This is a genomic window from Agrobacterium sp. MA01 (assembly GCF_009650195.1).
GTDB lineage: Bacteria > Pseudomonadota > Alphaproteobacteria > Rhizobiales > Rhizobiaceae > Allorhizobium.
In genome coordinates this window covers 224,859-248,590 of record NZ_CP045854.1, presented here as the reverse complement: position 1 = coordinate 248,590, position 23,732 = coordinate 224,859, and the positions used below count along the sequence as shown (strand labels likewise).

The window sequence follows — 23,732 nt, the reverse complement described above, 5'->3', positions numbered from 1 at the left end:
TCTCATGTTCGCTGTTGAAGTCCGAGACCATATCATGATCGCCCACAGCCTGCCGCGTCCGGTCTTCGGGCCTGCACAGGGGATGCATGGCGCAACCTTTGTCGTCGATGCGGCCTTTTTCACCAAGGACGTGGACGAGGATGGCCTCGCCGTCGATATCGGTGCTGCGACAACCGTTCTGTCCGAGGTCTTGAAGCCGCTGAACTATCAGAACCTGGACGAGCTTGCGGTCTTCAAAGGCAAGATCAGCACGACGGAAGTCATTGCAAAACACATCTTTGACCAACTGGCGCAGGCCGTGTCCGACAAGCGTCTTGGCCCCGGCAGCCATCGGATCTGCCGCCTGAAGGTCATGCTGCACGAATCCCATGCGGCCCGTGGCTGGTACGAGGCCGATCTTTGAACCCTTCCCTCGTGTTCGCCTATCCGGGCGACCTGGCTCTGAAGACCGGCGGTTATGGCTACGACCGCCGAGTTATCGATGGACTTCGCGAATGCGGCTGGCAGGTCAGGCTTCTGCCGCTTGGCGACGGGTTTCCGGTTCCCACCGCAGACACGCTGGACCGGGCGGAAGCAGCCCTGTCGACACTGCCGGACGGGACGCTCGTTATGATCGACGGGCTCGCCTTCGGCGTCCTCGACGCCTGGGCAAGAGACCATGTCGAACGGCTTCGGATCATTGCTCTTGTTCATCATCCGCTCGCCCTCGAAACAGGGTTGTCGGACGAAGAGCAGCATCGCTTCCGACAGAGCGAACAGAGGGCGCTGGCGACAGCCCGGCATGTGATCGTGACCTCGCCGATGACGGCACGTGAACTTGCATCCAATTATGGCGTCGCGTCTTCCCGCATTACGGTCGCCCTGCCCGGGATCGACAAGAGCGATACAAGGCGCGTCGTCAATGCGGCCCCGCAGATCCTGTCGGTCGGCACACTCACCCGGCGCAAGGGTCATGACGTGCTGCTGAGGGCTCTCAAATCGGTCGAGGATCTCGACTGGCAGGCCGTGATCATTGGAAGCAAGAGCCTCGATCCTTCGACGAGCGAAGCGCTGGCGCGACAGGTGGAAGCGCTGGGCCTGGAAGCGCGCGTTCAGTTACTCGGCGAGGTGGACGACCCGCGGGTGAACTTCGCCTCGGCGGACATGTTTGCACTGGCGAGCCGATACGAAGGCTATGGGATGGTGTTTGCCGAAGCTCTGTCTCACGGGCTTCCGATCGTGGCGTGCCATGCCGGAGCGGTTCCAGACGTCGTTCCTGCTGACGCGGGGATTTTGGTGCCGGTCGATGACGCACCGGCTTTCGGAGAGGCGCTCCGTCGTCTGCTGCAAAGCCCGCAGGAGCGCGAGACGCGGTCTGCGGCGGCCCTTCAAGCCGGCAGCCTCTTGCCAACATGGGCAGACACGGCAGCAATCATCTCCAACACATTGGATGGAATTTCATGAGTGGCTTCAACAAGGACTGGCTGGCACTGCGCGAACCTGTCGATATGAGGGCGCGGGCGAAGCCGCTGGTCGAGCAATTGTCGCAGCATCTCGGCGGTATCGAACGCCCCAACATACTCGATATCGGCTGCGGCACCGGCTCGACCTGGCGGAGCCTGGCACATCGCTTCCCGGCCCATGCGAAATGGCAGTTGCTCGACTACGACCCGCTGCTGCTGGCGGAGGCCGAACGCCGTATCGGGGATCAACAGGATGTCTATTTTCGCCAGTTCGATCTGAACAAGATCGATACGCTGCCGCTCACCGAGGTGAGCGTGGTGACGGCATCGGCTCTCTTCGATCTCTGCTCGGCAGACTTCTGCGATCACTTTGCCGAGACTCTCGCTGTGAGCAAAACGGGGCTCTATGCTGCGCTGAACTATGACGGCGTCATGGAATGGTCGGTTGCCCATCCGCTCGACGAACAGGTCGCTCACGACTTCAATCAGCACCAGCATTTCGACAAAGGCTTTGGGCCAGCACTCGGCCCACATGCGACTGCGCATCTGAAGCAAGCTTTCGAGCGTTTGGGCTATGCGGTCTCGGTCGCCACGAGCCCCTGGGTGATGGGCCCTGATGACGGTGACCTGCAGGCCGCTTTTCTCGAGGGGCTCGAACAGCCGCTTTCGGAGATCGGTACTCTCACTGACGTCCAAATCAGGGACTGGCTGGATTTCAGGCTCGCGAAGATCGCAGAGACCGGAAGCTCATGCGTGGTCGGCCACTCGGATATCCTCGCGCTCCCCCGACATTGAAACGGCTGGGTTTTTCAGATCACAATCGAACAGGATGTCGCTGCCCAAGGTATAGACCTTGGCAGCCGGACGATGGGCGCTTGAAAGCTTGTCGATCGGCGGCAGCGCAATGCCGGCAGGTCCCGAGCCAATGATCAGCGGGGCAATCGCGACGTGCAGGCGATCGACGAGATCGGCTTCGATGAAGCGGGCAATCGTGCGTGCGCCTCCCTCGACGAGGATGCGACGCAAGCCGCGGTCCGCGAGTGCATCCAGGATGTCCTGAGGATCAAGGCCGCCCTCGCCCCTGCGAACTTTGATGACGTCGGCTCCATGGGATTTGACCGGTGCATCATGCCCCTGCACGAGAATGACTGGTGCGCCGCCGTCGCGAAACAGGCGTTCCTCGCCGGTCAGTTCCGCGCGACAATCAATCACGACGCGGACGGGATTGGGGCCCTTCACTGCCCTGACGGAAAGTCTCGGGTCGTCGCATTTGACGGTGCCGACACCGACGACCACGGCTTCCACGAGCGCGCGACAGCGATGAAGATGGGCGATGCCGTCGCTTCCGGAAATGTCGCGTGCGTCACCTGATGGCGTGGCCACGCGGCCATCGAGCGACTGGCCGACCTGCGCCAGAACAAAGCCGCGCTCTGCGGCGGCAATCGGTGCGTACAGGGCCATGACGGGATCGCCTTCGTCTGCACCGGTCTGGCTTGCGCTGCCGCGCATGGCAAGAAGGCGCGCCCAAAGCTGGTCCGTCATTTCGATCTTACGCATCGAGGTCCTGTCCCGGAGAGTTTTACAAAATGCGATAAAGCGTACCGTCGCGGCGGATCACGTGATGGAAGACCACCGCCGAAATATGCAACGCAAAGAGAGCCAAAATGATCCACGCGCTCCAGGCATGGATTGCCGAAAGGGTGGACGCTATTTCCGGTGACTTGCCGATCGGGCTCCAGACGGTGAAGAGACCAAACCATTTGAGCGGAAAGCCATGGGCATTGGTTGCCAGAAACCCGGAAACCGGCATGACGATCAAGAAGACATAGAGAAGCCCGTGCACCACGTGGGCGGCTGCCTTTTCCAATCGCGGTGCCTCGACCAGAGGCGCCTCGCTTGTCAGCCTTGCGCCGATCCGCACCAGCATCAGCCACAGGACCATGAAGCCCAGGCTTTCATGGATCAGATAGAAATCGAGTTTCACGTCGTCCTTCACGAACCCAATCATCTGGCCAAGCGGCCAGGTCATGAGGACAAGGACTGCAATCAGCCAATGGAGGATGCGCAGCGTGCCTGCATAGCGTTGGCCCGCATCCATCGATTGTGCGCCGTTCATTACACTTTGCTCCGATCCCAGACCATTCGCGCGCCAGACCTCCTCGTCTACCGCCCATCAGTCATCCGCCATCAGGATGTGACGGTTTGACAACAATGTAAACGGAAGATCAGGGCTCGTAGATCATGTCACGCTGTGGTGATCAGAGCGTCGGAGGCGCTTTCTGGAAGAATACATAGGAGCCCTTGGCGACCTTGAAGATATCGCAATTGCGCCGGACCTTGCGATCGTCTTCCAGCCGGAAGACACCGAGCGAGCCTGAGAAACCATCCGGCGACATGAGCCGCTCGGGCCCGAAGGCCAGCTCCCGGAAACGGCCAGCGAGGCCGATGGCCATCGCCATGGCGTCGAAGCCATAGCCGGCCTGGGCAGAGGCCGGCATTCCATAACTCGCCATGTATCGGCTACCGATCCTTGCCTGGACGTTCTGGTCGTAGCGACAGACGATGCTGCCGGTCAGCTTGGGCTCGTTGAGATCCTGCGCCGTCAGAACGGCACTCGCAACGATCCTGCGGCCCGGCCGCGGCGGCTTGGCGGCATCCGCCTTCTTCAACACCTCGCCCGGCGACTTGATGCCGGGCATCAACACCACCATGTCGGCCTTGCTCCACGAGTTCAGAGCCTTTGCAGGCAGCGTGCCGCCGCTCAGCTCGACAATCGGCTCAACCTTGCCGCCAAAGGCCTTGATCTGGCTGGCGATCCGATCGGCCTGAGCTTTTTCCGCCGGAGAGGAGGCGAGGATCACCGCATGGGTCGCCCCTTCGGCCATTGCGAAGGACGCGCTTTCTATCAGGCTGTCGGCAGGGCTGGATACGAAGGGATAGACATTTTCAGGCAGGACCGCCTCGTTTGTCTGGAATGCAACCATGGGGACCTGAAGTCCGCCCAGGCCACGTTGGATCGCTTCAAACTCCGCACCACGGGCGGTGGTGACAATGAAGGATACCTGCTGGCGCGCCAGGGTCCTTGCCGCGGCCTCGATCGCCTCCGGCTTTTCCGTCGTCTCAAGCATGGTGAGTTTCACGACGTCGGAACCGAGCATGTTGACGGCCAGAGCGGCGCCGTCCCGGTATTCGCTATCGGCCTGGCGGCCCGGTTGATCCGCACGACGGACACCTAGATAGGCGACCTTCACCGAACCGGATCCCAGGGTCTGGTTGTAGAGACCCGTATCGTTGGCGGGGTTGACGGCCGCAGAGGCTCCGCCTTCACCAGCGTTCGGCTTGAAGTCATCGGTCTGACAAGAGGAGAGAGCGGCAAGCAGCAGAGCCGAAGCTCCGGCGCGCAGGAAGCTCCGCGTAAAGTGTTTTATTCCGACCATGATGGCGCCAAGTCTCGTTCCTGATCCGTTGGCGAACGTTAAGCATTGGCACTCGGCGAAGCAAGAGCGAAGGTGTTCCATATCTGGGCAGACTGCAGCAAAAGTAACAGCTGGGCTCGACTGCCAATACAGGAGAACGGCTTAGATTCCAGACGCCGTCAACGCCTGAGCTTCCTGCCTTCTGGCCACTTTGGTTAACAACATCTCTCAATTATCCACCAGATTTTACTTTAATATAGCGATGCACATTCAAAGTATAGAAGCCATCTATACGAACCGATAATTCAAGCATTGCGGCTATTCTTCAAGCAACAATTGGAGAATAGCGATGCTCAAGAACAACAAGAAAATTGTCGCAGTCTCGGCCCTCGTAGCGGCTACCCTAGTTTCATCGGGTTCGATGGCGGCTCCCATGCTGCCACATACGATGACTTCTTACTCAAACGTCGCCCAGACGCTCGTGCTTGGAATGAGCCCACTTGCAGGCTCGCTCGGCACAAATATCTTCGGCAAGATCGAGCAGCGCTGGTCCCAGACCACGGAACTCTTTGCCCAGTCGATCGCCACACAGGTCGTCGCGTTCGCTCCGCTGCGTACGGACCTCTCGACCGGCACCGTCGCGACAGCGCCAAAAGAAATAGCACCCAACCGGCGCAAGACACCAACCGATGATGTCTTCGACTCTGTGGCCATTCCCTTCAAGAAACTCGGGGCACTGAAGAAGGCGGCACCGACCTTTGCTGAGATCGCCAAGGGTACCGCGCTTCAGTGCGGCGGCGCCAATTGTTTCGACATGGATGCTGTGGTCCACCGGACATCGGCCGGCGGCGGCATGTCTTCGCTCCGCGACAAGCTCAACCTCGTCAATCACGAGGTGAACCGCCGCATCAAGTACCGCAAGGATATCGACAGTCACGGTCGGGTGGATCAGTGGTCCTCCCCGTCCCAGACCCTCGCTTCCGGCTACGGCGACTGCGAAGACTATGCCCTCTTGAAAATGGCGGTCCTCGAAGCACAAGGCTTTTCACTGCAGGACATGACCGTCGTCATCCTCTACGACAAAAAACGGCACTTCTATCATGCCGTTCTGTCGGTCGAGATCCAGGGAACGCACTACATCCTGGACAACATGCGGGATCAGGTTCTGGCGGACAGCCGCCTGCCCGATTACCAGCCGCTATTTTCCATTTCCAATGGCCGCGGCTTTCTGCACGGTACCCGCACAAAGGGTAAGACCATGGCCATGAAGAGCTTCGACAGCATCGCACCGGGCGAAGGCGGGGAACTCTGAGCGGATCTTCCGCTCCAGCCGTGGAGTTCGACCTCAGCCTCGGACGACGTAGCCGATGACCATCTGCTTCTGATGGTTTGGGGCCATGGCAAGGTTCATCTGGCCGGTCAGCTGCTTTCCGGCGCAGGTGGCGGTGAAGCCCGTCGTGATCATCTTGCCCTTGGATGAAAGGCTCTGCAGCGCTTCATCGACCTGCGTGTCGAGAACAAAGCGGAAGCCCGCCGACAGCTGGGCGATATTGCCCAGCACAAGCTTCTGCTTCAGCATGGTCATGAAGGGTTCGTTGAAAAACTGGATCTTCTTGTCACGTGTAAGCACGATGGCGGGCGTCGGGCAGGCCTGGATCAGCGCATTCAGATTTTCAACCGAATAAACATTTTCCATCAGCGACAGCCGACGCCACATCCAGCGAAATGCAACCACGCGCAGCATGGATGCCAGATTGCCATTCTCGCCCATCTGGCCGGCAGCCTGCTCCACCACATCGCCCAGAGATTGCCGCGAACCGTTCAGCAACCAGGCAAGGCCGTCCCAGTATACGCTTTCCAGCCTGATACCCCGGCGCGCCCCACCCTTGCCGATGATCGCGCGGAATTTCGGTTCCGCGTCATTTTCCTCGACATGCCGCATCGCGGCCGGGTTCAACTCGGCCGGTTCTGAGTAGGCGGCTTGCCGATCGGGAAGGGCCATGGCTCACCGCTCGGTCAGGGCGACGGATTGCGCCTTGTTGATCGGCTTCATGAGATAGCTCAGGATGGTCTTGCGACCGGTCATGATTTCCGCCGAGGCGACCATGCCCGGAATGATGGGATAACTCTTGCCACCGCGCATCAGCTCGGACTGGTCCGTTTTTACCTGGACCAGATAGAAGGTCTCGCCCTTGTCCTTATCGACAATACTGTCGGCGGAGATATTGGTCACCACGCCTTCCAGGCCGCCGAAGATCGAGAAGTCGTAAGCCGTGACTTTCACGATCGCCTTCTGGCCGCGCGTTACGAATGCGACGTCACGCGGCGAAATCTTGGCTTCGATTAGAAGCGTATCTGCGGTGGGGACAATGCCGGCGACCACGGTGCCGGGGTCGACATAGGCGCCGATCGTATTGACCTCGAGCGTGTTGACGATGCCATCCACCGGAGAGCGGATATCGGTGCGACTGACACGATCGGTTGCGCCGCGGATCGTTTCATCGATGACCGAGAGTTCAGCGAGGGTCTGTGCCTTTTCCGTCAAGGCCTGCTGACGAAGCTGAAGCGCCAGTTCCTCAACCTGAAGACGCGCTTCTTCTACTGCGCCGCGGAGCCGCTCGAGGCTCTCCTGATAGACTGTGATCTGGCCGCGCTGATCTGTCAGTTCGCGCTCAAGCGCAATCAGCTCGGTCTGTGCCACAAGACCCTTCTTCGCCAGCGGGCTCATCAGATCGTATTGCCGCGTCGCCTGGGTGATGTTCTGCTCGAGGCGTACGATATTGGCTTGCGCCTCGCTCAGTTCATTCTCGCGCTGACGCACGCGCTCCCGAAGCACGCCCGCCTTGTTGATGTAGGATGCCTTGTTGGCAGCGAAGAGCCGCTCCTCATTTGCACAAACCTGGCTTGCGACCGATAGAACGTCGTCCGGGCAGACGAAAGCGACGTCGTAGGAGCCCGCCTCCTCCAGCGCCAGGCGCGCAATCTTGGCGCCAAGGGCCCGCGCCCTTGCAACGGACTCGCCGAGCGACGATTCCGTCGTCGTGTTGTTGAGCTGGACGATCAGTTCACCCTTGCGCACGACCTGGCCGACCTGAACGGCGATGGTTTCGACCACGCCTGCTTCGGAGGACTGCACGATCTGTGTCTTGGAGACGGGAATGACCTTCCCTTCCCCTCTCGCGATCTCGTCGATCTCAGCGATTGCAGCCCATGCCAGAAAAAGCACGATAAGGGACGCCACGAGGAACACGATCATGCGGGCCATGAACGGAGGCGTGTCGGCAACCGGACGGCTCATGGCTTCACGCCCTTCTTATGCATGGCTTCGATAACCTGATGCTTCGGCCCGTCGGCCACCACACGGCCCTTGTCGAGGACGATCAGACGGTCGACGAGATCGAGCATGGTGAAGCGATGGGTGGCAATCAGAAGCGTGGTGTTCTTGTCGAAGGCGCTCGACAACCGGTTGATCAGATGTCGCTCGCTTGCCAGATCCATCGCCCCCGATGGCTCATCGAGGAAAACGATCTTCGGCTTGGTTAGCAGGAGACGTGCAATCGTCATGGCCTGTTTCTGGCCGCTCGACAGGTTGGAACCGCGCTCGCCGACCGGCATGTCGAAGCCACGGGGATGGCGCGAGACGAACTCTTCAACGCCCGTCATGCGGGCCACTTCGAGTAGTTCCTCGTCGGTGGCGTCCGCGCGACCGATCAGGAGGTTCTCCTTGACCGTTCCGGAGAAGAGATCCGAAGATTGACCCGCGACAGCAACAGCCGAACGCACTTCCGACATGTGATATTGGCGAATATCGACGCCATCGATCAGCACGCGCCCGTCCGTCGGGACGAAGAGGCCATCGAGCAGACGGCCAAGCGTCGTCTTGCCGGAACCGATCCGGCCGATGATGCCGACCTTTTCCCCCGGCGCGACTGTCAGGGACAGCTTGCTGATGACCGGATTGTCCGAGCCCGGATACTGAAAGTTCACGTCTTGGAAACTGAAACCGCCATGCTTGATCTCGCGGTTGACGAAACCGACCGTCGACGGCCGATCCTCGGGCTGCTCCATCACCTGATCGAGAATTCTGAGCGACAGCGTCGCCTGACGGAAACGCGCGAGCGTCATGGCGATCTGGCCGAGCGGCGCGCCGGCACGGCTGGCAAGCATCACGGTGGCGATGATTGCGCCCATGGCGAGGCGCCCTTCCGAGAACTCGTAAGTGCCGGCAATCACGATCAGCACGCCGACAATCTGCTGGATCAGTGCCGTCAGGTTGATGGCATTGGTCGAGATATGCTTGATCTCTTCGCTCGTCCGGCTCGAATGCTTCATCAATTCCTGCCAGCGACGCAGCATGGTCGCTTCGGCGCGCAGGCTTTTCAGCGTTTCGATGGTGGAGATCGTTTCCACCAGAAGCGCCTGCCGTTTCGACGCCTCGTTCGAGGCCGCCGCCATCCGGTGGCCGATCTGAGCCTGGGCGCGAAGGCCGATCGCGATGGAGAGTATCAGCGCAACGGCCGGAATGATCGCAAGCCAGCCGGAGATCAGATAGATGACGATCAGGAAGATGAAGACGAAGGCCGTATCGATCATCAGACCGATCGTGTTCGAGGTGAAGAACTCACGCACAAACTCGTATTGCATGACGCGATTGGCATATTCGCCCGTCGACAACGGACGCGAGGCAAGCGTGGTGTTGAGCACCTTGTCGAAGATCATCTGCGACAGACGAAGGTCGGCGTTGCGGCCTGCGTGGTCGATCAGCGACGCGCGTGCTTCCTTCAGCAGATAGTCGAAGAGATAGGCGAGCATGATGCCAGCCGCCAGCACCCACAAGGTGGGGATTGCCTTGTTGGGCAACACGCGGTCGTAGACGTTCATCGTGAAGAGCGGCGAGGCAAGCGCGATCAGGTTGATGAACAGCGCCGCAAGGATGACCCGCAGATAGGTGCGCCAATAGGGCATCAATGCCCGCACAAGCCAATGGCGCTTTTCGATCTCGTCCGCGCTACCGATATGCGCGTTTTCACTGTCGTTCCGATAGAAGAGCGTGAAGGCGAACAGGAATTCCGGGCCGAGCGCCATAAGCTCCTGGTGCGTCAACCGCACCGAAGCGGCTCCCTCGCGAATATCGAGCGTGTAGACGCCGTCTTCGCTGACCTCGAGCAAGGGTAGCGTTCCGCCATCCTTGAGGACGACGATGGCTGGACAATCAAAATCGTTTTCGCGGATCGCACGTTCGCCAATCCGCATGACCTGCAGGCCAATGCGCTCGGCGACATGTTCCACATCGTCGAGTTCGAGAGATTCAACGATTTCGTCCGGCAGACCTGAGAAAAGTACGGTATCGGAGCTGGGCCGACCGTAAAATGTGGCGACAGCCTTGAATGACGCACGAAAGCTCAGGCGGGCACGAGGGCCCGCCGGTTCGATCAACGAATTTAACATGTCATCCTATCGGATGGGCGTTTACTGGAGCGGCGCCAGGAGGTCCATCGGAATTCCCGCCTTTTGCCGCGGATCCCGCTCGACATAGGCCCCATTCGGGGTCGTCTTCACGGAGAATTCGTTGCGCGCGTAAGCGTCGGTCTGACCGACCGCCTTTACATTCATGGTCTTCAACAGAGAACCCGAAGCCGCTAGGATCTTGTACTCCGCGAACAGGGCTGCAACGCGGGCCGTTTCGGCGACGATGCTGGTGTTGAAGCGGGTGTTCTGCGCGTCGAGAACGTCCAGAAGCGAGCGCTGGCCGATCTTGAACTGCTCGCCATACGACGAAACGAGCTGGGCATTCTGCGAGGACTGCGAGTTCAGGATCTGGGAGAGCTCGCCGCGGCTGCGGCGCTCATTCCAAGCCGAACGCACGGACTCTTCGATCTCGCGATGAACCTGATCGGATGCGTAACGCTGTTCGCTGGCGCGACGGATCTGTTCCTGCTCACGGGCCTGGTCGATACCACCGCGATAGAGGTTCCAACGGGCGACCAGGCGCACCTGAACGTCGTTGGTGTTGCCCTGGCTGGTGCCGACGTCATTGCCGACGCTGGCACGACCTTCGAGATCGACGGTCGGGGCGTAGTTGGAGCGGGCAGCACGCACTGCCGCGTCAGCGGCATCGATGTCGGCGCGGGCCGAATAGATGCGCGGATTGTTGGATTTTGCGGTTGCGATGGCATCGTCGAGCGTGCGCGGAAGCAGCTTGGCAACCGAGGCCGGCACCTTTGCATTGGTGATCGGCTCGCCGACCGTCTTCAGGAAACGGATCTTGGTGAGCTCCAGCTCCTCCTGAGCTTCGCGCAGGCGAGCCTGGGCGGCCGCGAGACGCTCGCGCCCCTGAACGGCGTCGACTTCGGTCAGTGCGCCGCCGGAGATACCCTGGTTGATATCAGATAGAATGCCGTTGTGGAACGAGACGTTCTGCTGCGCCACACCAACGATCTTGGCCTGCAGGATGTATTCGAGATAGTCCTGAACGACCTGCAGGGCGATCGTCTCCGAACGCTCCAGAACACGGAAGGACGCACCGTCGACGCGCGAGGCCTGCTGATCGACCTGGGCCCGGCGGCCGCCGCCATCCAGAAGCCGCTGGGTGACCGTGAGGCCGACCTCGGAAGAATTAAAATCCTCGGAGTCCCGGCTCAGGTTTCCCGTGCTCTCGTTCGAGAGCCGGCGCTTTCCCACGCTTGCCTCCAGATCGATCGACGGGAGATAGAGACCGCGCGCCTGGCGCAGTTCGAACTCGACCGCCTCGCGGTTCTGGACCGCTTGCGAAATCTGCGGATTGGTCGTCAGCGCCTTTTGAATGGCCTCCTGCAGCGACATGGCGCTCGCTGGGGCAACAGACGCGATTGCAAAGGCTGCCGAGGTGTACAAGGCTGCGAATAAAGTCTTTTTGGTAAACAAAGGTCTGCCCCTACCCAATTCTTGCTTGGAGGCCGTTATATACCGGGGCACCGGTCGCTGGGAAGTCCAATCGGCATGTCCAAAAGATGCACCCAATTTTGATCTGTTGGAACGAAAATCGAGTTTTTTCAGATCTTGAGAAAAGAATTACTCGAAGTTTCGAACTTGTATGGCCAAGGTCAACCATTGCGCGCAGTCATTCGAATCATTTTGCTGGGCTTCGACGTTAACCGTGCAACAAAGCCCCCGTATTTTCAGGTGAAATCCGGCAGATGCGATGGAACTGTCTCCAATAGGCAACACCCATTTAAGCACCTGCGACCGTCGACGGGCAGCAACGCATGCGCAAAGCCAGAGTCCTTTTCGAATCGTCGCCAAGTAAAGTCCGCTTCAGCGCGGCCGTGAAAAGAAAAAGGGCGCCGATCTGGCGCCCTTTCTCCTAGTAAAACCACTATCTGTCTTAGTCGTGCGGGGTAACGACCGCATGCTTGTCGTCGAACAGCACCTTGATGGCGGTGTCGTGGTTCTGCAGGACCACGACGTCCTTCCAGGTGTCGGCACCGGTCTGGACGCTGACCGTGGTGTTGCCGTCGTCAACCGTTGCCCGCAGATGCGAGGCTGCGGTCTCAGCAGACGCCTGTTCACCAAGCAGGCTGTCGAGCAGGGCCGTGACATCGAGCACATCGCCGTCACCGTTGAAGTCGGTGATGACATCGGCCACATCGAGCTCGTCAAGCGCCGTTCCGTCGAAGACAAAGGTGTCGTTGCCGGCACCGCCGGTCATCACCACCTGGCCCATGCCGCCATGCAGGATGTCATCGCCATCCGTTCCCATGACCGTCAGCGGATCCGCATCCGACCCGAAGATCGTATCGAAGCCGACTTCCATGAAATCGCCGGTCGAACCGTCCGCGAAGGTGAACGTGCCCGTCGAGAAGACCGTCTGACCATCTTCCTGACCGCCGGTGTTGTCGGTGGTGAGCGAGATGCTCGTGACGCCGTTGTCGAAAAGGCTCGACAGCTCGCCCTCGTCGCTGATGCCGTTGTTGTTGGCATCAACCCAGATCTTCAGCTTGGAGAAGGCATCGTCGCTTGAGTCGATCTTGCCGTCGCCATTGCTGTCGAGCGAGGCAAGAGCCGCCACGCCGCTGGCAAACTTGCCCCCATTGAAGTCCGGCGTGAAGATTTCCGAGCCGTTGTCGATCAGGCCGTTGCCATCTACGTCAAAGGCCAGGATGCCATCGTCGCTGGTCCAGGCGATCTGGTCGGTCTTGCCATCGGCATTGATGTCGAAGCTGACGCCATTGTCGATCGACGAGAAGGCGAAGCCGTTCTTGTCGAGGTCGAGGATGATCGGGTCGGCGCCAGGCTCCTTCACGCTGACTTGCAGTTCGTATTCCTTGTTATTGCCGATCGCTCCCATTCTGTTATCCGCAGAGCTGCTGTATCTGCCGACTTGAATATAATAGGTCCCCGCATTGAGCGTTCTCTCGATATAGGCCTCATTGTTGCTGGATGAAAGATCATCATTCCAAGCCACCAGGGTTTTGTCCTGGTTGAAAACAGCGAGAACCGAGTCAAATTCAGCGTTATCGATATCAAGTCGAACAAAGGTACCATCGGCCTCGATTACGAGCTTGTAGAAATCGGTTTTTCTGTCGGATCCCTTCGCAGAGATGGTCACAGACGGATTATTTTGGGCATCCGTCACATGGGGGTCATTTGATTTAACGTAATTCAAAGATGTCAGATCATACGCAGAGTTGAAATTCGGACCCGCGGAGGCCTGAATGTCGTATTGCGTTGCTGTGTCCGCCAGAACCGTGAAGGACACGGTTCCGACATCTGACTTGTACTGGTTACTTCCATTCGTCTGACCATTGTCTCGAACTGTATAGTCGAACGAGGCGACGCCAGTGAAGTTACCCGCAGGCGTGAACAGGATGTTCGTACCGCTGATCACAGCCGTACCACCTACAACATTCGACACACCGGTGATTGTCAAAGACTGTGACGATTCATTCGACGGACCGGCATTATCATTGCGCAGAAGTGATTCGAAGCTAATTCTGCGAACACCGCTATCTTCGGCAATCGACGACAAGACATCATCAACAGCCGTCGGGGCATCGTTCACCGCAGTGACCGTAATGTTTACGGTGTCCGTGTCGGACTTGTTACCACCGGCTCCGGTATTGCCATTGTCCGTTGTGGTGATCTTCAACTGATCAGAACCATTGAAGTTCAGGTCGCCCTTGTACTTCAAGCCGGTCAGTGCTGCGTTAATCTCGGCTACCGTACCGGTCAGAGTAATCGTCGAACCCGACAGCGCGCCGACCTTCAGATCCCCCTCTTTGACTTCAAGCTTGACGGTCAGGCTACCACCGCCGGCGTCGACGTCTGCGATCTGGACGCCGGTGATAGCCAGTTCGGTATCCTCAACCGCTGTCAGAGACGACGGCACTGTGTTCACCGGGGCATCGTTCACCGGGGTCACCGTGAACGATACAGAGCCAACGCTTGTCTTGAAGTCGTTTGAACCATTCGTCTGACCATTATCTCGCACCGTGTAGTCGAACGAGGCGACACCGGCGAAATTGGCGGCAGGCGTGAACAGAATGTTGGTACCTCTTATCTCAGCTGTACCCCCGACGACATTCGACAATTCCGTGATTGTCAGCGACTGTGTCGACTCGTTCGACGGCCCCCTGCTGTCATTGCCTAGCAGCGATGCAAAGCTGATAGTGCGGACAGTGCTGTCTTCCGAAACTGCAGACAGAACATCATCCGTGGCAGTTGGCGCATCATTCACCGGAGTCACTGTGATGGCGACTGTATCCACATCCGTCTTGGCGCCACCGATGCCGGTGTTGCCGTTGTCGGTCGTGGTGATCTTGAGCTCGTCGCTGCCGTTGAAGTTCAGGTCGCCCTTGTACTTCATGCCGAGCAGAGCTGCATTGATTGCTGTGAGAGAGCCCTTCAGCGTGACCGTGCCGGATCCATTGTCGGATACGACGAGGTCATCTTCAGTGGCGAGCGTCAGCGTGCCCTTCTTCACCTCGAGCTTGACCGTCAGGTCACCATTGCCGGCATCGGCGTCGCTCACGCTCACATTGGTGATCGAAAGCTCGATGTCCTCAGCAGCAGTCAACGTGGACGGTACCGCGTTTTCCGGTGCGTCGTTGACGGCCTGGACATTCACCACGAGATTTGTCGTGATCGTATCGCCGTCGCCATCCACCAATGTGTAGGTGAACGTTTCCGGCGTGTTCGACACGAGCTGTGCCGGGGCATTGTACTCCCAAGCGCCGGTCCTGAAGTTGAACATCAACGATCCGCCCAGACCGGTGGTTACGTTCAGAACCTCGCTTGCCTCGCTGCCATCCCAGGTGTGCGTGACATCATCCACGAGGATAGACTGGATACGTCCGCCGTCTGCGCCGAAGCTGTCGTTGGTGAGGACGTTGCCGGAGGCGGAAGTCGGGACAGCTGGTGCCGGCGTCATTGTCGCCAACAATGCAGCGTCGTCTGCCTTGGTGATCAGGATTGCTTCGCCGGGATGGGCAACATCACCGAGATCATCGTCGTTATCATTCAGGTTCGAGCCAACGCCGACCGCGTAGGACGTCATGCCATTCGTCGTAACGAACGCCTCCCAATCCGCCTTTTCGTCATTGTTCAGTGCGCTTGAGCCGCTAACATTTCCGTCGGAGAAGAAATAGACTGTCGAGCCGGGACGAGCATTTTCAGTAATCGCTGCGATGGCGCGATCATAGTTGGTGCCGCCCGTCTCCTGCGGAATGTTGTCCTCAATGTACTTTTCCGCGTCTTCTTTGCTCAGCCAATCGGTCGAAGAAGCGCCGTTGTTGAAAGTCACGATCAAGACGTGTGTGGCATCGGAGCGTTCGAGCAGATTAAGCGCAGCCTTCTTTGCGACATCCAAGCGAGATTCGTATACCCCGTCGGTAATGGCGTCTGCATTCATGCTGCCTGATACGTCAAACGCGAGGATAAGATTACCACCTACACCCGGAGCAGATTCCCGAACCGTGGCACTTTCGCCAACCGCCACCGGAACATCATCAACGATCTCGATCTTGAACGAACCCGTCAGCACATCCTGATCACCGTCGGTCGCCGTGTAGGTTACCTCGACACTGAATGTGTTCTCACCGTTGTCGGCGAAGCCATGGGCCAGGGTATTGTCGAGAAGGTCGAACTTGTAAGTGCCGTCACTGTTGAGCGTGACCTTCCAAGAGCCGTCGCCTGCCGTGAGAGTCTTGTTCGTCGCGCTCCATTCCGCAGCAGGTGCCGACAGAGCAATGCTTCCGCCATCGGCCCCAAGCGAGATGTTCAGATTTCCGGTTGCAGAGAGCAGTTCTTTCGGCGTGGTTTCGTCATTTCCGAGGGCGAGGTCGTCTTCATTAAGGGACAGACCGGTCGTCGGCGTGCTGACCAAGGTCGGCATGTCATCGAGGATGTCGATCTGGATGCTGCTCGACGACGTATCACCATCGCCGTCCGTGACGGTGAAGTTCACCTTCATGCGCAGCGGATCAGCGGCACCCGTGACATTCGCTTCCGGATGATCGATCGGGCCGAGCTGCGTCACAGTGTAGGCGCCCGTAACCGGGTTGGTCACTTCGACGCGGAAGATGACAGTGCCGTCGGCAAGCTTGCCTTCGATCTTCAGCGGATCGCCAGCAACATTCGCAACCGTGATCGGCAGCCCGCCAGAGGTCAGCGGGATCGTGGTGAAGCTACCCTCATCCGGATCGTTGATGACAGTACCACCGAAGCCATAGGCGATCGAGGTCACCTTAGCGCCATCGGCACCAGCGTCGAACAAGAACTGGCCATTCGCCGAGCTCTGGACGAAGGCACCCGTGTTGACATTCGCGTCTTCCGTCAACGTCACCCGGCCGGAGTAGCGAGCGACAGGCGCATCGTCGAGGATGTCGATCTGGATGCTGCTCGACGACGTATCACCATCGCCGTCCGTGACGGTGAAGTTCACCTTCATGCGCAGCGGATCAGCGGCACCCGTGACATTCGCTTCCGGATGATCGATCGGGCCGAGCTGCGTCACAGTGTAGGCGCCCGTAACCGGGTTGGTCACTTCGACGCGGAAGATGACAGTGCCGTCGGCAAGCTTGCCTTCGATCTTCAGCGGATCGCCAGCAACATTCGCAACCGTGATCGGCAGCCCGCCAGAGGTCAGCGGGATCGTGGTGAAGCTACCCTCATCCGGATCGTTGATGACAGTACCACCGAAGCCATAGGCGATCGAGGTCACCTTAGCGCCATCGGCACCAGCGTCGAACAAGAACTGGCCATTCGCCGAGCTCTGGATGAAGGCACCCGTGTTGACATTCGCGTCTTCCGTCAACGTCACCCGGCCGGAGTAGCGAGCGACAGGCGCATCGTCGAGGATGTCGATCTGGATGCTGCTCGACGACGTATCACCATCGCCGTCCGTGACGGTGAAGTTCACCTTCATGCGCAGCGGATCAGCGGCACCCGTGACATTCGCTTCCGGATGATCGATCGGGCCGAGCTGCGTCACAGTGTAGGCGCCCGTAACCGGGTTGGTCACTTCGACGCGGAAGATGACAGTGCCGTCGGCAAGCTTGCCTTCGATCTTCAGCGGATCGCCAGCAACATTCGCAACCGTGATCGGCAGCCCGCCAGAGGTCAGCGGGATCGTGGTGAAGCTACCCTCATCCGGATCGTTGATGACAGTACCACCGAAGCCATAGGCGATCGAGGTCACCTTAGCGCCATCGGCACCAGCGTCGAACAAGAACTGGCCATTCGCCGAGCTCTGGATGAAGGCACCCGTGTTGACATTCGCGTCTTCCGTCAACGTCACTCGGCCGGAGTAGCGAGCGACAGGACCATCGTCTTCGAACTGGATGCGGCTTCCTACAGCCACTTCGCTGACGGCCTTGTCGCCATCGAAGTCAGTGACCGTCAGGACGGCGTTGACCTTACCGGCGAGGGTCTGCAGCGCAGTCGACGGATTGCGGTCATTCGCGTCGTCGTTCTCGTCGTGGTCGGACGGATCATCGTGCCTGATCGAGACATACTGGACCAGGGAAAGGGTGCCGTTGTCCGAAAGATGCAGGGCAAAGGCTGCCGGGTCGGACGAATTCACGGTGGAATTACCGTCCGGGCCGTCATAGCGGCCGACGATCAGACCATTTTCCAGGAACAATACGATCGAGCGACCATCCGTGGTGAAGAGGCCAGAGGGGGTGCGGTCTCCACCGTTGATCTTCAGATCCCACTCAATTTTCACATCATCATCGGCGCCGCCGTTGATGTCAGCCGCGACGAAATTCGACTGCTGAGCGAACTGAGCCGACATGTTCGGATCTTCGCCCTTCGTGCCGACAAACCTGAAGACGTTAAGAGGGCCGTCCACATCTTCGTTCTGCCGCTTGTCACTTTCATCGACCACAAGTGTCTCGTTAGTGTTGCGGGCAACTGCCGTCGGCACGTCATCCTTGATGGTGATCGTGAAGGCATCCTTGAGGATGACGCTGTCGCCATCATGGTCGGTCGCCTTGATGATCGAACCGAAATCGATCGCCTCGACGTCCTTGTAACGGAAACCGTCCTGCAGATCGGTGTTCTGACCTTTACCGAGATCATGGTCGAGCTGGTCATGAAGTTCGAAGGTGTAGGAACCGTCTTCATTGACCGTGAGCTTGAAGACAAGACGATCACCTTCGCCATAACCGGAATTGCCGGCGTCGTTGTCATAGGCGTAAAGCGTCCTGCCCTGGATGTCGTAGCTGAGCTCTGCTCCCTTGGACGACAGACCGAGATACCGCAGCTCTGAGACCGCCGTCTGCTCGCTGATGAAGGAGAAATTGACCGTATCGTCCGCGCCGCCCTTGATCAGGTTGGCGAGCGAACCGGAGATGAAGGCCGGACCCGGCTGGTTGTTGTTCGGGCTGCCGGTGAAGGAGCCGTCGCTGTTGCCGTCGTTCGGGCTGGTGCCGACCGAGCGGCTGGTCTTGATGTCGTCTTCGTCGACGAGGCGCTCTTCCTTGGCACCGCTCAGTTCCGGAACGTCGTCCTTGATGGTGATCGAGAAGGCATCTTTCAGAATGACGCTGTCGCCGTCAAAGTCGGTTGCCTTGATGATCGAACCAAAGTCAATCGCCTCGACATCCTTGTAACGGAAACCGTCCTGCAGATCGGTGTTCTGCCCCTTGCCCAGGTCGTGGTCGAGCTGGTCGTGAAGCTCGAAGGTGTAGGAGCCGTCTTCGTTGACCGTCAACTTGAAGACGAGGCGGTCCCCCTGGCCGTAACCGGCGTCACCCGCGTCGTTGTCATAGGCGTAAAGTGTCTTGCCTTGGATGTCGTAGCTGAGCTTGACGCCCTTCGACGACAGGCCGAGGAACTGAAGCTCTGAGACCGCCGTCTGTTCGCGGATGAAGGAGAACTTCACGGTATCGTCCGCGCCGCCCTTGATCAGGTTGGCGAGCGAGCCGGAAATGAAGGCCGGACCCGGCTGGTTGTTGTTCGGGCTGCCTGTGTATGAACCGTCGCCGTTGCCGTCGTTCGGGCTCGTGCCGACCGAGCGGCTCGTCCTGATGTCGTCTTCATCGACGAGGCGGTTTTCTTCACGGCCGCTCAGTTCCGGAACGTCGTCGCGGATCTTGATCGAGAAGGCATTGTTCAGCGAGACGCTGTCACCATCATAGTCCGTGGCCTTGATGAGGGCACCGAAGTTGATCGCGGTGACATCCTTAAACCACAGGCCATCCTGCAGGTCGAAGTTCTCATCCGAATTGGTCGGGCGCTCCCGGAAATCATCGCCTGGGGCGTCGTGGTCGAGCTGATCGTAGAGACGGAATTCGTAGGATCCGTTGCCATTCAGCTTCAGTTCGAAAACGAGGCGATCGCCAAACTGCGGGTCGTAGCTTTTGCCAAGTTCCGGGCCCGCGTTATCGAAGGCGTAGAGAACGCCGTTGCGAATTTCATAGCTGAGTTCGGCGCCCTTGGAAGAAAGGCCGAGGCTCTCCAGCATGCCGCGCGCGACATCACCGTTGATGAAGGAGAAGGTCAGCGATTCGTCGGCGCCAGACTTAACGAGACTTGCCAGCGAACCCGAGAGGAACGCAGGGCCGGGCTGGTTGTTGCCCTGGCTGCCGGTAAAGGAGCCGTCAGCATTACCATCGTTCGGGCTCGTTCCAAGCGATTCACCGGGGAAACGGTTACCCAATGTGGAAATGTCGTCTTCATCCACCGTGCGGTGTTCGGACGCGCCACGGACGAGTTCCGGAACGTCGTCGCGGATCGTAACGGAGAAGTAGCCCGTCAGCGGCACGCTATCGCCGTCGAAGTCGGATGCCTTGATGATCTGACCGAAGTCGATGTCCCGGACGTCGCCTTCGACATCATCCTGGAGATCGGTGTTCTGCCCCTTGCCGAGGTCGTGGTCGAGCTGGTCGAAGAGCTTGAATGCATATTCGCCGTTGGCTTCCACGGTAAGCGTGAAGACCAGGCGATCCGGCCCCGCATTGTAGACGACACCCGGCTCACCAGCGTTGACGAAGGCGTACAGCGTATCACCGATGAGATCGAAGGACAGTTCGCCACCCTTCGAGGTCAGGCCGAGCCGTGTCAGCACTGCACGGGCCGCGTCCTCATCAATAATCGAATAGGTCGTGAACCGGTTGTCCGCGCCGAAATCAACCATGCCGGCTAAGGAGCCGGACACTGTGGCCGGGCCAGGATTGTTCGATCCACGATCGCCCGTGAAGGATCCATCACGGTTGCCGTCGTTCGGGCTCGTGCCAAGCGACTCGCCCGGAATATCCCGACCAATGGTCGAGATATCGTCTTCATCCACCGTATGAGCGATCGGCCGACCGATGATCACCGGCTCATCGTCCTCGACGCGAACCGTAAACTTGCCATCGGCGCTGTCGCCATCGGAATCGGTTGCCGTGAAGGGGATCTCAAAGTCGAGGAAGTCGACCGGGTTCAGTTTCGGCCCCTCATCGCCATCGAAGATCGCGACCTGCAGTTCAGGACCATCAACCGGAGGCACCTCGATGACCGTGTCGCCGTCAGTCGGTTCATCAACGCGGACTACGGGCTCGTAGTGATCGAGATTGCCAACCAGCTCAAAGGTGTAGGAGCCATTGGCTGTCGTCGGGTTCAGCGTGATGATGAAAATCGTTTCACCTTCGCCCGGATATGGGAATTCGAGGAACTTGTCCCCTTCACCTTCGATGTACAGGGCCTTGAGCGGGCCGTCGAAGAAAGGCTTGTATGCGACCAGCTGATAGCCGCCATTCCACTTGCCGTCTGCGCCAGTGGTGTATTCGATGCGATAGGCCAGCCGGGAACCGTCGGAGCTCAGGCCCGCGAGACCAGGAATCGCCGCCTGGATCTCTTCCGATGTCGAAGAGGTGTCGAGGCCCGTAAAGCTGACTGTACGGCCAACCGGGTCATCACCGTTCGGCTCACCGCCTTCACCCAGAGTTTCGCTTTTGAGATCATTGTCCGCACCCCAGCGAATGCCGAGCGAACCTTCAGCCTTCGAAGTGCTCGAAAGCGGCATATCCGAGTCGGACTCCGAGTCCGAAACACGCTTTACGAGCTTTGACTCGACAACCTTGCTTGTGAGATCGTCTTCGTTGACAGAACCGCCGACCGGGGCGCCAATCGTCGGCGCATCGTCTTGCACGTCTATATTGAAGGTTCCAGTGACGCTGTCGCCGTCCTGGTCGGTGACGGTGTAGGTAAAGCCGAGGCGCAGGAGATCGTCAAGATCATCCTGGGAGCCGTTACTGCCCGCGTCAGGATGCTCGAGCTTGCCAAAAAGTTCGAAGGTGAAGTCACCCTCGACACGGTTGGTGATCGTGATGGTGAAGACGACGTTGCCGGCGGAATCGCGGCCTTCGAGCGCGAGGAAGTCGAGGTCCGCAGCGTCGGTCGGCGCCGGGAAGCTCGTGACCGTGATCGGGAGACCGCCCGAAGTGAAGCCGCCGAGAACCTTGAGGCCATCGCCTTCATTGACATCGGACGCGCCGACGAAACCGATGGCCGTGATCGTGCCGGAATCCGGGCCCGGATTGAAGGGCAGACGGCCGCTGATGATCTTCACGCCATCGCCGCCGGCAATGACAGCCTCGTCATAGATGAACGAGGTCGTCAGTGGGGTCGGGATGGAGGGCCGGCCATTACCACCGAACACGGCAGCCGTGCGAAGTTCGTCGCCGAAGCTGGTATCGCCCAGCAGATCTGCCAGAGCCAGATCTTCCGGGCCGGCGTCAATCGGATCGTCATTGAAGTTGCGGCTCGCAGCGGGCGTCGACTGGGCCGAGAAGGTCCCATCCGGCCCGGCCGCAACGTTGATGTTGCTCTCTTCAAGGGCGGCAAAGAGCGCGACCTGCGGCAGCTCGACATCGCCGACCACAAAGGTCGGGATGTTTGCAGCGCCACCAATCACGGTGATCTCGGTGCCGTCCGCCAGGACGAGGACGAGGTTTTCACCGTCGACCTGGAATTCGAGGTTGTCGAGTTCGATGCCAGCCGGCAGCGTCACGACATTCTCGTTGTCGGGCGTTACTTCGCTCGGGATCACGGCTGCGGCGACGTCAACCGGCTGCTGGGCCGGCAGGCGGTCGGTGCGACCGGCGTCGGGCGTTTCCGCCTGGGCGACCTCGATCCCTTCCACGGTCTCGCTTGCGAAACCCAGATGCTGCTCGACCGCAGAGTCGAACTCGTCGGCTGCGGAAGTATTGTCGATGCTGGACAGGCGCGGATCTTCGATGGACATGGTAACTCACCCCTTAACAAGTTGATCGCAGTTAAATCCCGATGCCGGGGCAAGTGCAACGGTTTCTTAACCCTGAATACATAACGGGTTATGCTTGCAGCGACCATTATTGAAAAAGAAGTTAATTTCGGACCGAAAAATCCTTTTATTTCTGCAGTTTACTCAAATTTTAACGAATGGGCACCGACGGTCGGAATGGCATCCATCGATTGCGCTAGCGAGTGCTGCTTCCACTTGAAGCAGCAACCATGGCAACCCTGAAAACGAGCAATGGCCGGACACTCGTCGAGTGGCCAGCCATTCAAATAAACGGGACGACGGGATCAGTCTTCCGCGAAGATCGGGTCGTCGATGAAGGGGCCGCCCTGATAGACCGCGATCGTATCAGCCGGCTTCGGCCTTGCGACATCTGCTTCGATTTCGGCGCGGAAGCGCTCGGCATTGTCTTTCGGCTGCCAGCCGAGATAAGAGACATGGGAATTGTCCCACCAGCGCGTGTCGTTGTTCGAGCATCCCCAGATCACCGGGCAGCCCAGGCGCGGGACGCGGAAGATGCATTCGATCATCGACAGAAAATCGTCGTAACTCATCCAGGTGGAGAGCATGCGATGGTTTTTCGGCTTTTCCATGCAGCTACCGATGCGCACCAGGGCCGTCTCCTGGCCGAACTTTTCGAAATACATGCGGGCGAGCGCCTCGCCGAAGCATTTGGACACGCCGTAAAGCCCATCCGGGCGCATGGGCATCTCGTGGTCGAGATACTCGTCCTGCCGGTAGAAGCCGATCGTATGGTTGGAGCTGGCAAACAGGATGCGCGGCATGTCGTTCGCGCGCGCGGCCTCATAGAGGTTATACAGACCGAGCAGATTGGCATTCATGATCTTGGAGAACTTGTCTTCAACCGAGATGCCACCAAGATGGATGATGGCGTCACAGCCTTCAACGAGCCTGTCGACGGCCGCCCGATCGCCAAGATCGCAAACCATTGCCTCCTCATGCGCCGCGACCTGACCGAGATCAACGATATCCGAGACCCTGACGATCTCCGCAAGCCCCTTCAAACGCCCGCGCATTGCGCTGCCCAACCCGCCGGCAGCCCCCGTCAGTAAAAGCCTCTTCACGCGCAGTCCTCCATGATGTCACACCTGAACTTATCATACAGGT

General features: G+C 59.1%; 13 protein-coding genes. 4 read left to right on the top strand and 9 right to left on the bottom strand.

Features of this window, described 5'->3' with window-relative positions; translation table 11 throughout:
* Positions 1-4 precede the first annotated feature (4 nt).
* Genes GH983_RS01115 through GH983_RS01105 form a run of 3 tightly spaced genes read left to right on the top strand, consistent with a single transcriptional unit; the run spans position 5 to position 2,237 of the window.
* Positions 5-403 carry a 6-carboxytetrahydropterin synthase gene (locus tag GH983_RS01115; protein ID WP_054150908.1) on the top strand — a complete coding sequence of 133 codons (399 nt, stop codon included), beginning with the start codon at positions 5-7 and terminating at the stop codon, positions 401-403.
* Entirely contained in the window at positions 400-1,443 is a 1,044-nt protein-coding gene (locus GH983_RS01110; protein WP_153761395.1) for a glycosyltransferase family 4 protein, read from the top strand. Before GH983_RS01115 ends, GH983_RS01110 begins: the two co-directional genes overlap by 4 nt.
* Positions 1,440-2,237 (top strand): trans-aconitate 2-methyltransferase, encoded by a 798-nt coding sequence (locus GH983_RS01105; protein WP_153761394.1) that lies wholly within the window; start codon positions 1,440-1,442, stop codon positions 2,235-2,237. Before GH983_RS01110 ends, GH983_RS01105 begins: the two co-directional genes overlap by 4 nt.
* Here GH983_RS01105 and GH983_RS01100 read toward each other — a convergent pair.
* The 3 genes from GH983_RS01100 to GH983_RS01090 all read right to left on the bottom strand — a co-directional run bounded on the left by GH983_RS01100 (position 2,190) and on the right by GH983_RS01090 (position 4,879).
* Complete coding sequence (locus tag GH983_RS01100; protein WP_153761393.1) at positions 2,190-2,999, bottom strand: RibD family protein; 810 nt, start codon at positions 2,997-2,999, stop codon at positions 2,190-2,192. The two genes, GH983_RS01105 and GH983_RS01100, sit on opposite strands and share 48 nt — an antisense overlap.
* A 22-nt stretch (positions 3,000-3,021) precedes the next feature.
* Positions 3,022-3,558, bottom strand: coding sequence for a cytochrome b (locus GH983_RS01095; RefSeq protein ID WP_054150912.1), 537 nt, complete (start codon positions 3,556-3,558; stop codon positions 3,022-3,024).
* Positions 3,559-3,700: 142 nt separating this feature from the next.
* A complete protein-coding gene (locus tag GH983_RS01090; protein ID WP_153761392.1) occupies positions 3,701-4,879 on the bottom strand; it encodes a hypothetical protein in 1,179 nt (392 codons plus the stop codon).
* 328 nt (positions 4,880-5,207) lie between these two features.
* On the opposite strand from GH983_RS01090, the gene GH983_RS01085 reads away from it, so the two are divergent.
* Positions 5,208-6,170, top strand: a complete 963-nt coding sequence (locus GH983_RS01085; protein ID WP_153761391.1) for a transglutaminase-like cysteine peptidase — start codon at positions 5,208-5,210, stop codon at positions 6,168-6,170.
* A gap of 33 nt (positions 6,171-6,203) precedes the next feature.
* Here GH983_RS01085 and GH983_RS01080 read toward each other — a convergent pair whose 3' ends face one another.
* The 6 genes from GH983_RS01080 to GH983_RS01055 form a co-directional block, all read right to left on the bottom strand.
* On the bottom strand, positions 6,204-6,860 hold the full coding sequence (locus GH983_RS01080; protein ID WP_246727472.1) for a ribbon-helix-helix domain-containing protein: 657 nt from the start codon (positions 6,858-6,860) through the stop codon (positions 6,204-6,206).
* A 3-nt stretch (positions 6,861-6,863) separates the two neighbouring features.
* Positions 6,864-8,156 (bottom strand): HlyD family type I secretion periplasmic adaptor subunit, encoded by a 1,293-nt coding sequence (locus GH983_RS01075; RefSeq protein ID WP_054150915.1) that lies wholly within the window; start codon positions 8,154-8,156, stop codon positions 6,864-6,866.
* Positions 8,153-10,306, bottom strand: coding sequence for a type I secretion system permease/ATPase (locus GH983_RS01070; RefSeq protein ID WP_153761390.1), 2,154 nt, complete (start codon positions 10,304-10,306; stop codon positions 8,153-8,155). Before GH983_RS01070 ends, GH983_RS01075 begins: the two co-directional genes overlap by 4 nt.
* 21 nt (positions 10,307-10,327) lie before the next feature.
* Complete coding sequence (locus tag GH983_RS01065; protein WP_153761389.1) at positions 10,328-11,680, bottom strand: TolC family outer membrane protein; 1,353 nt, start codon at positions 11,678-11,680, stop codon at positions 10,328-10,330.
* Between the two features lie 541 nt (positions 11,681-12,221).
* On the bottom strand, positions 12,222-22,568 hold the full coding sequence (locus GH983_RS01060) for a DUF5801 repeats-in-toxin domain-containing protein (protein WP_153761388.1): 10,347 nt from the start codon (positions 22,566-22,568) through the stop codon (positions 12,222-12,224).
* A 323-nt stretch (positions 22,569-22,891) separates the two neighbouring features.
* Positions 22,892-23,689 carry an NAD(P)-dependent oxidoreductase gene (locus GH983_RS01055; RefSeq protein WP_054148996.1) on the bottom strand — a complete coding sequence of 266 codons (798 nt, stop codon included), beginning with the start codon at positions 23,687-23,689 and terminating at the stop codon, positions 22,892-22,894.
* Positions 23,690-23,732: the final 43 nt, after the last annotated feature.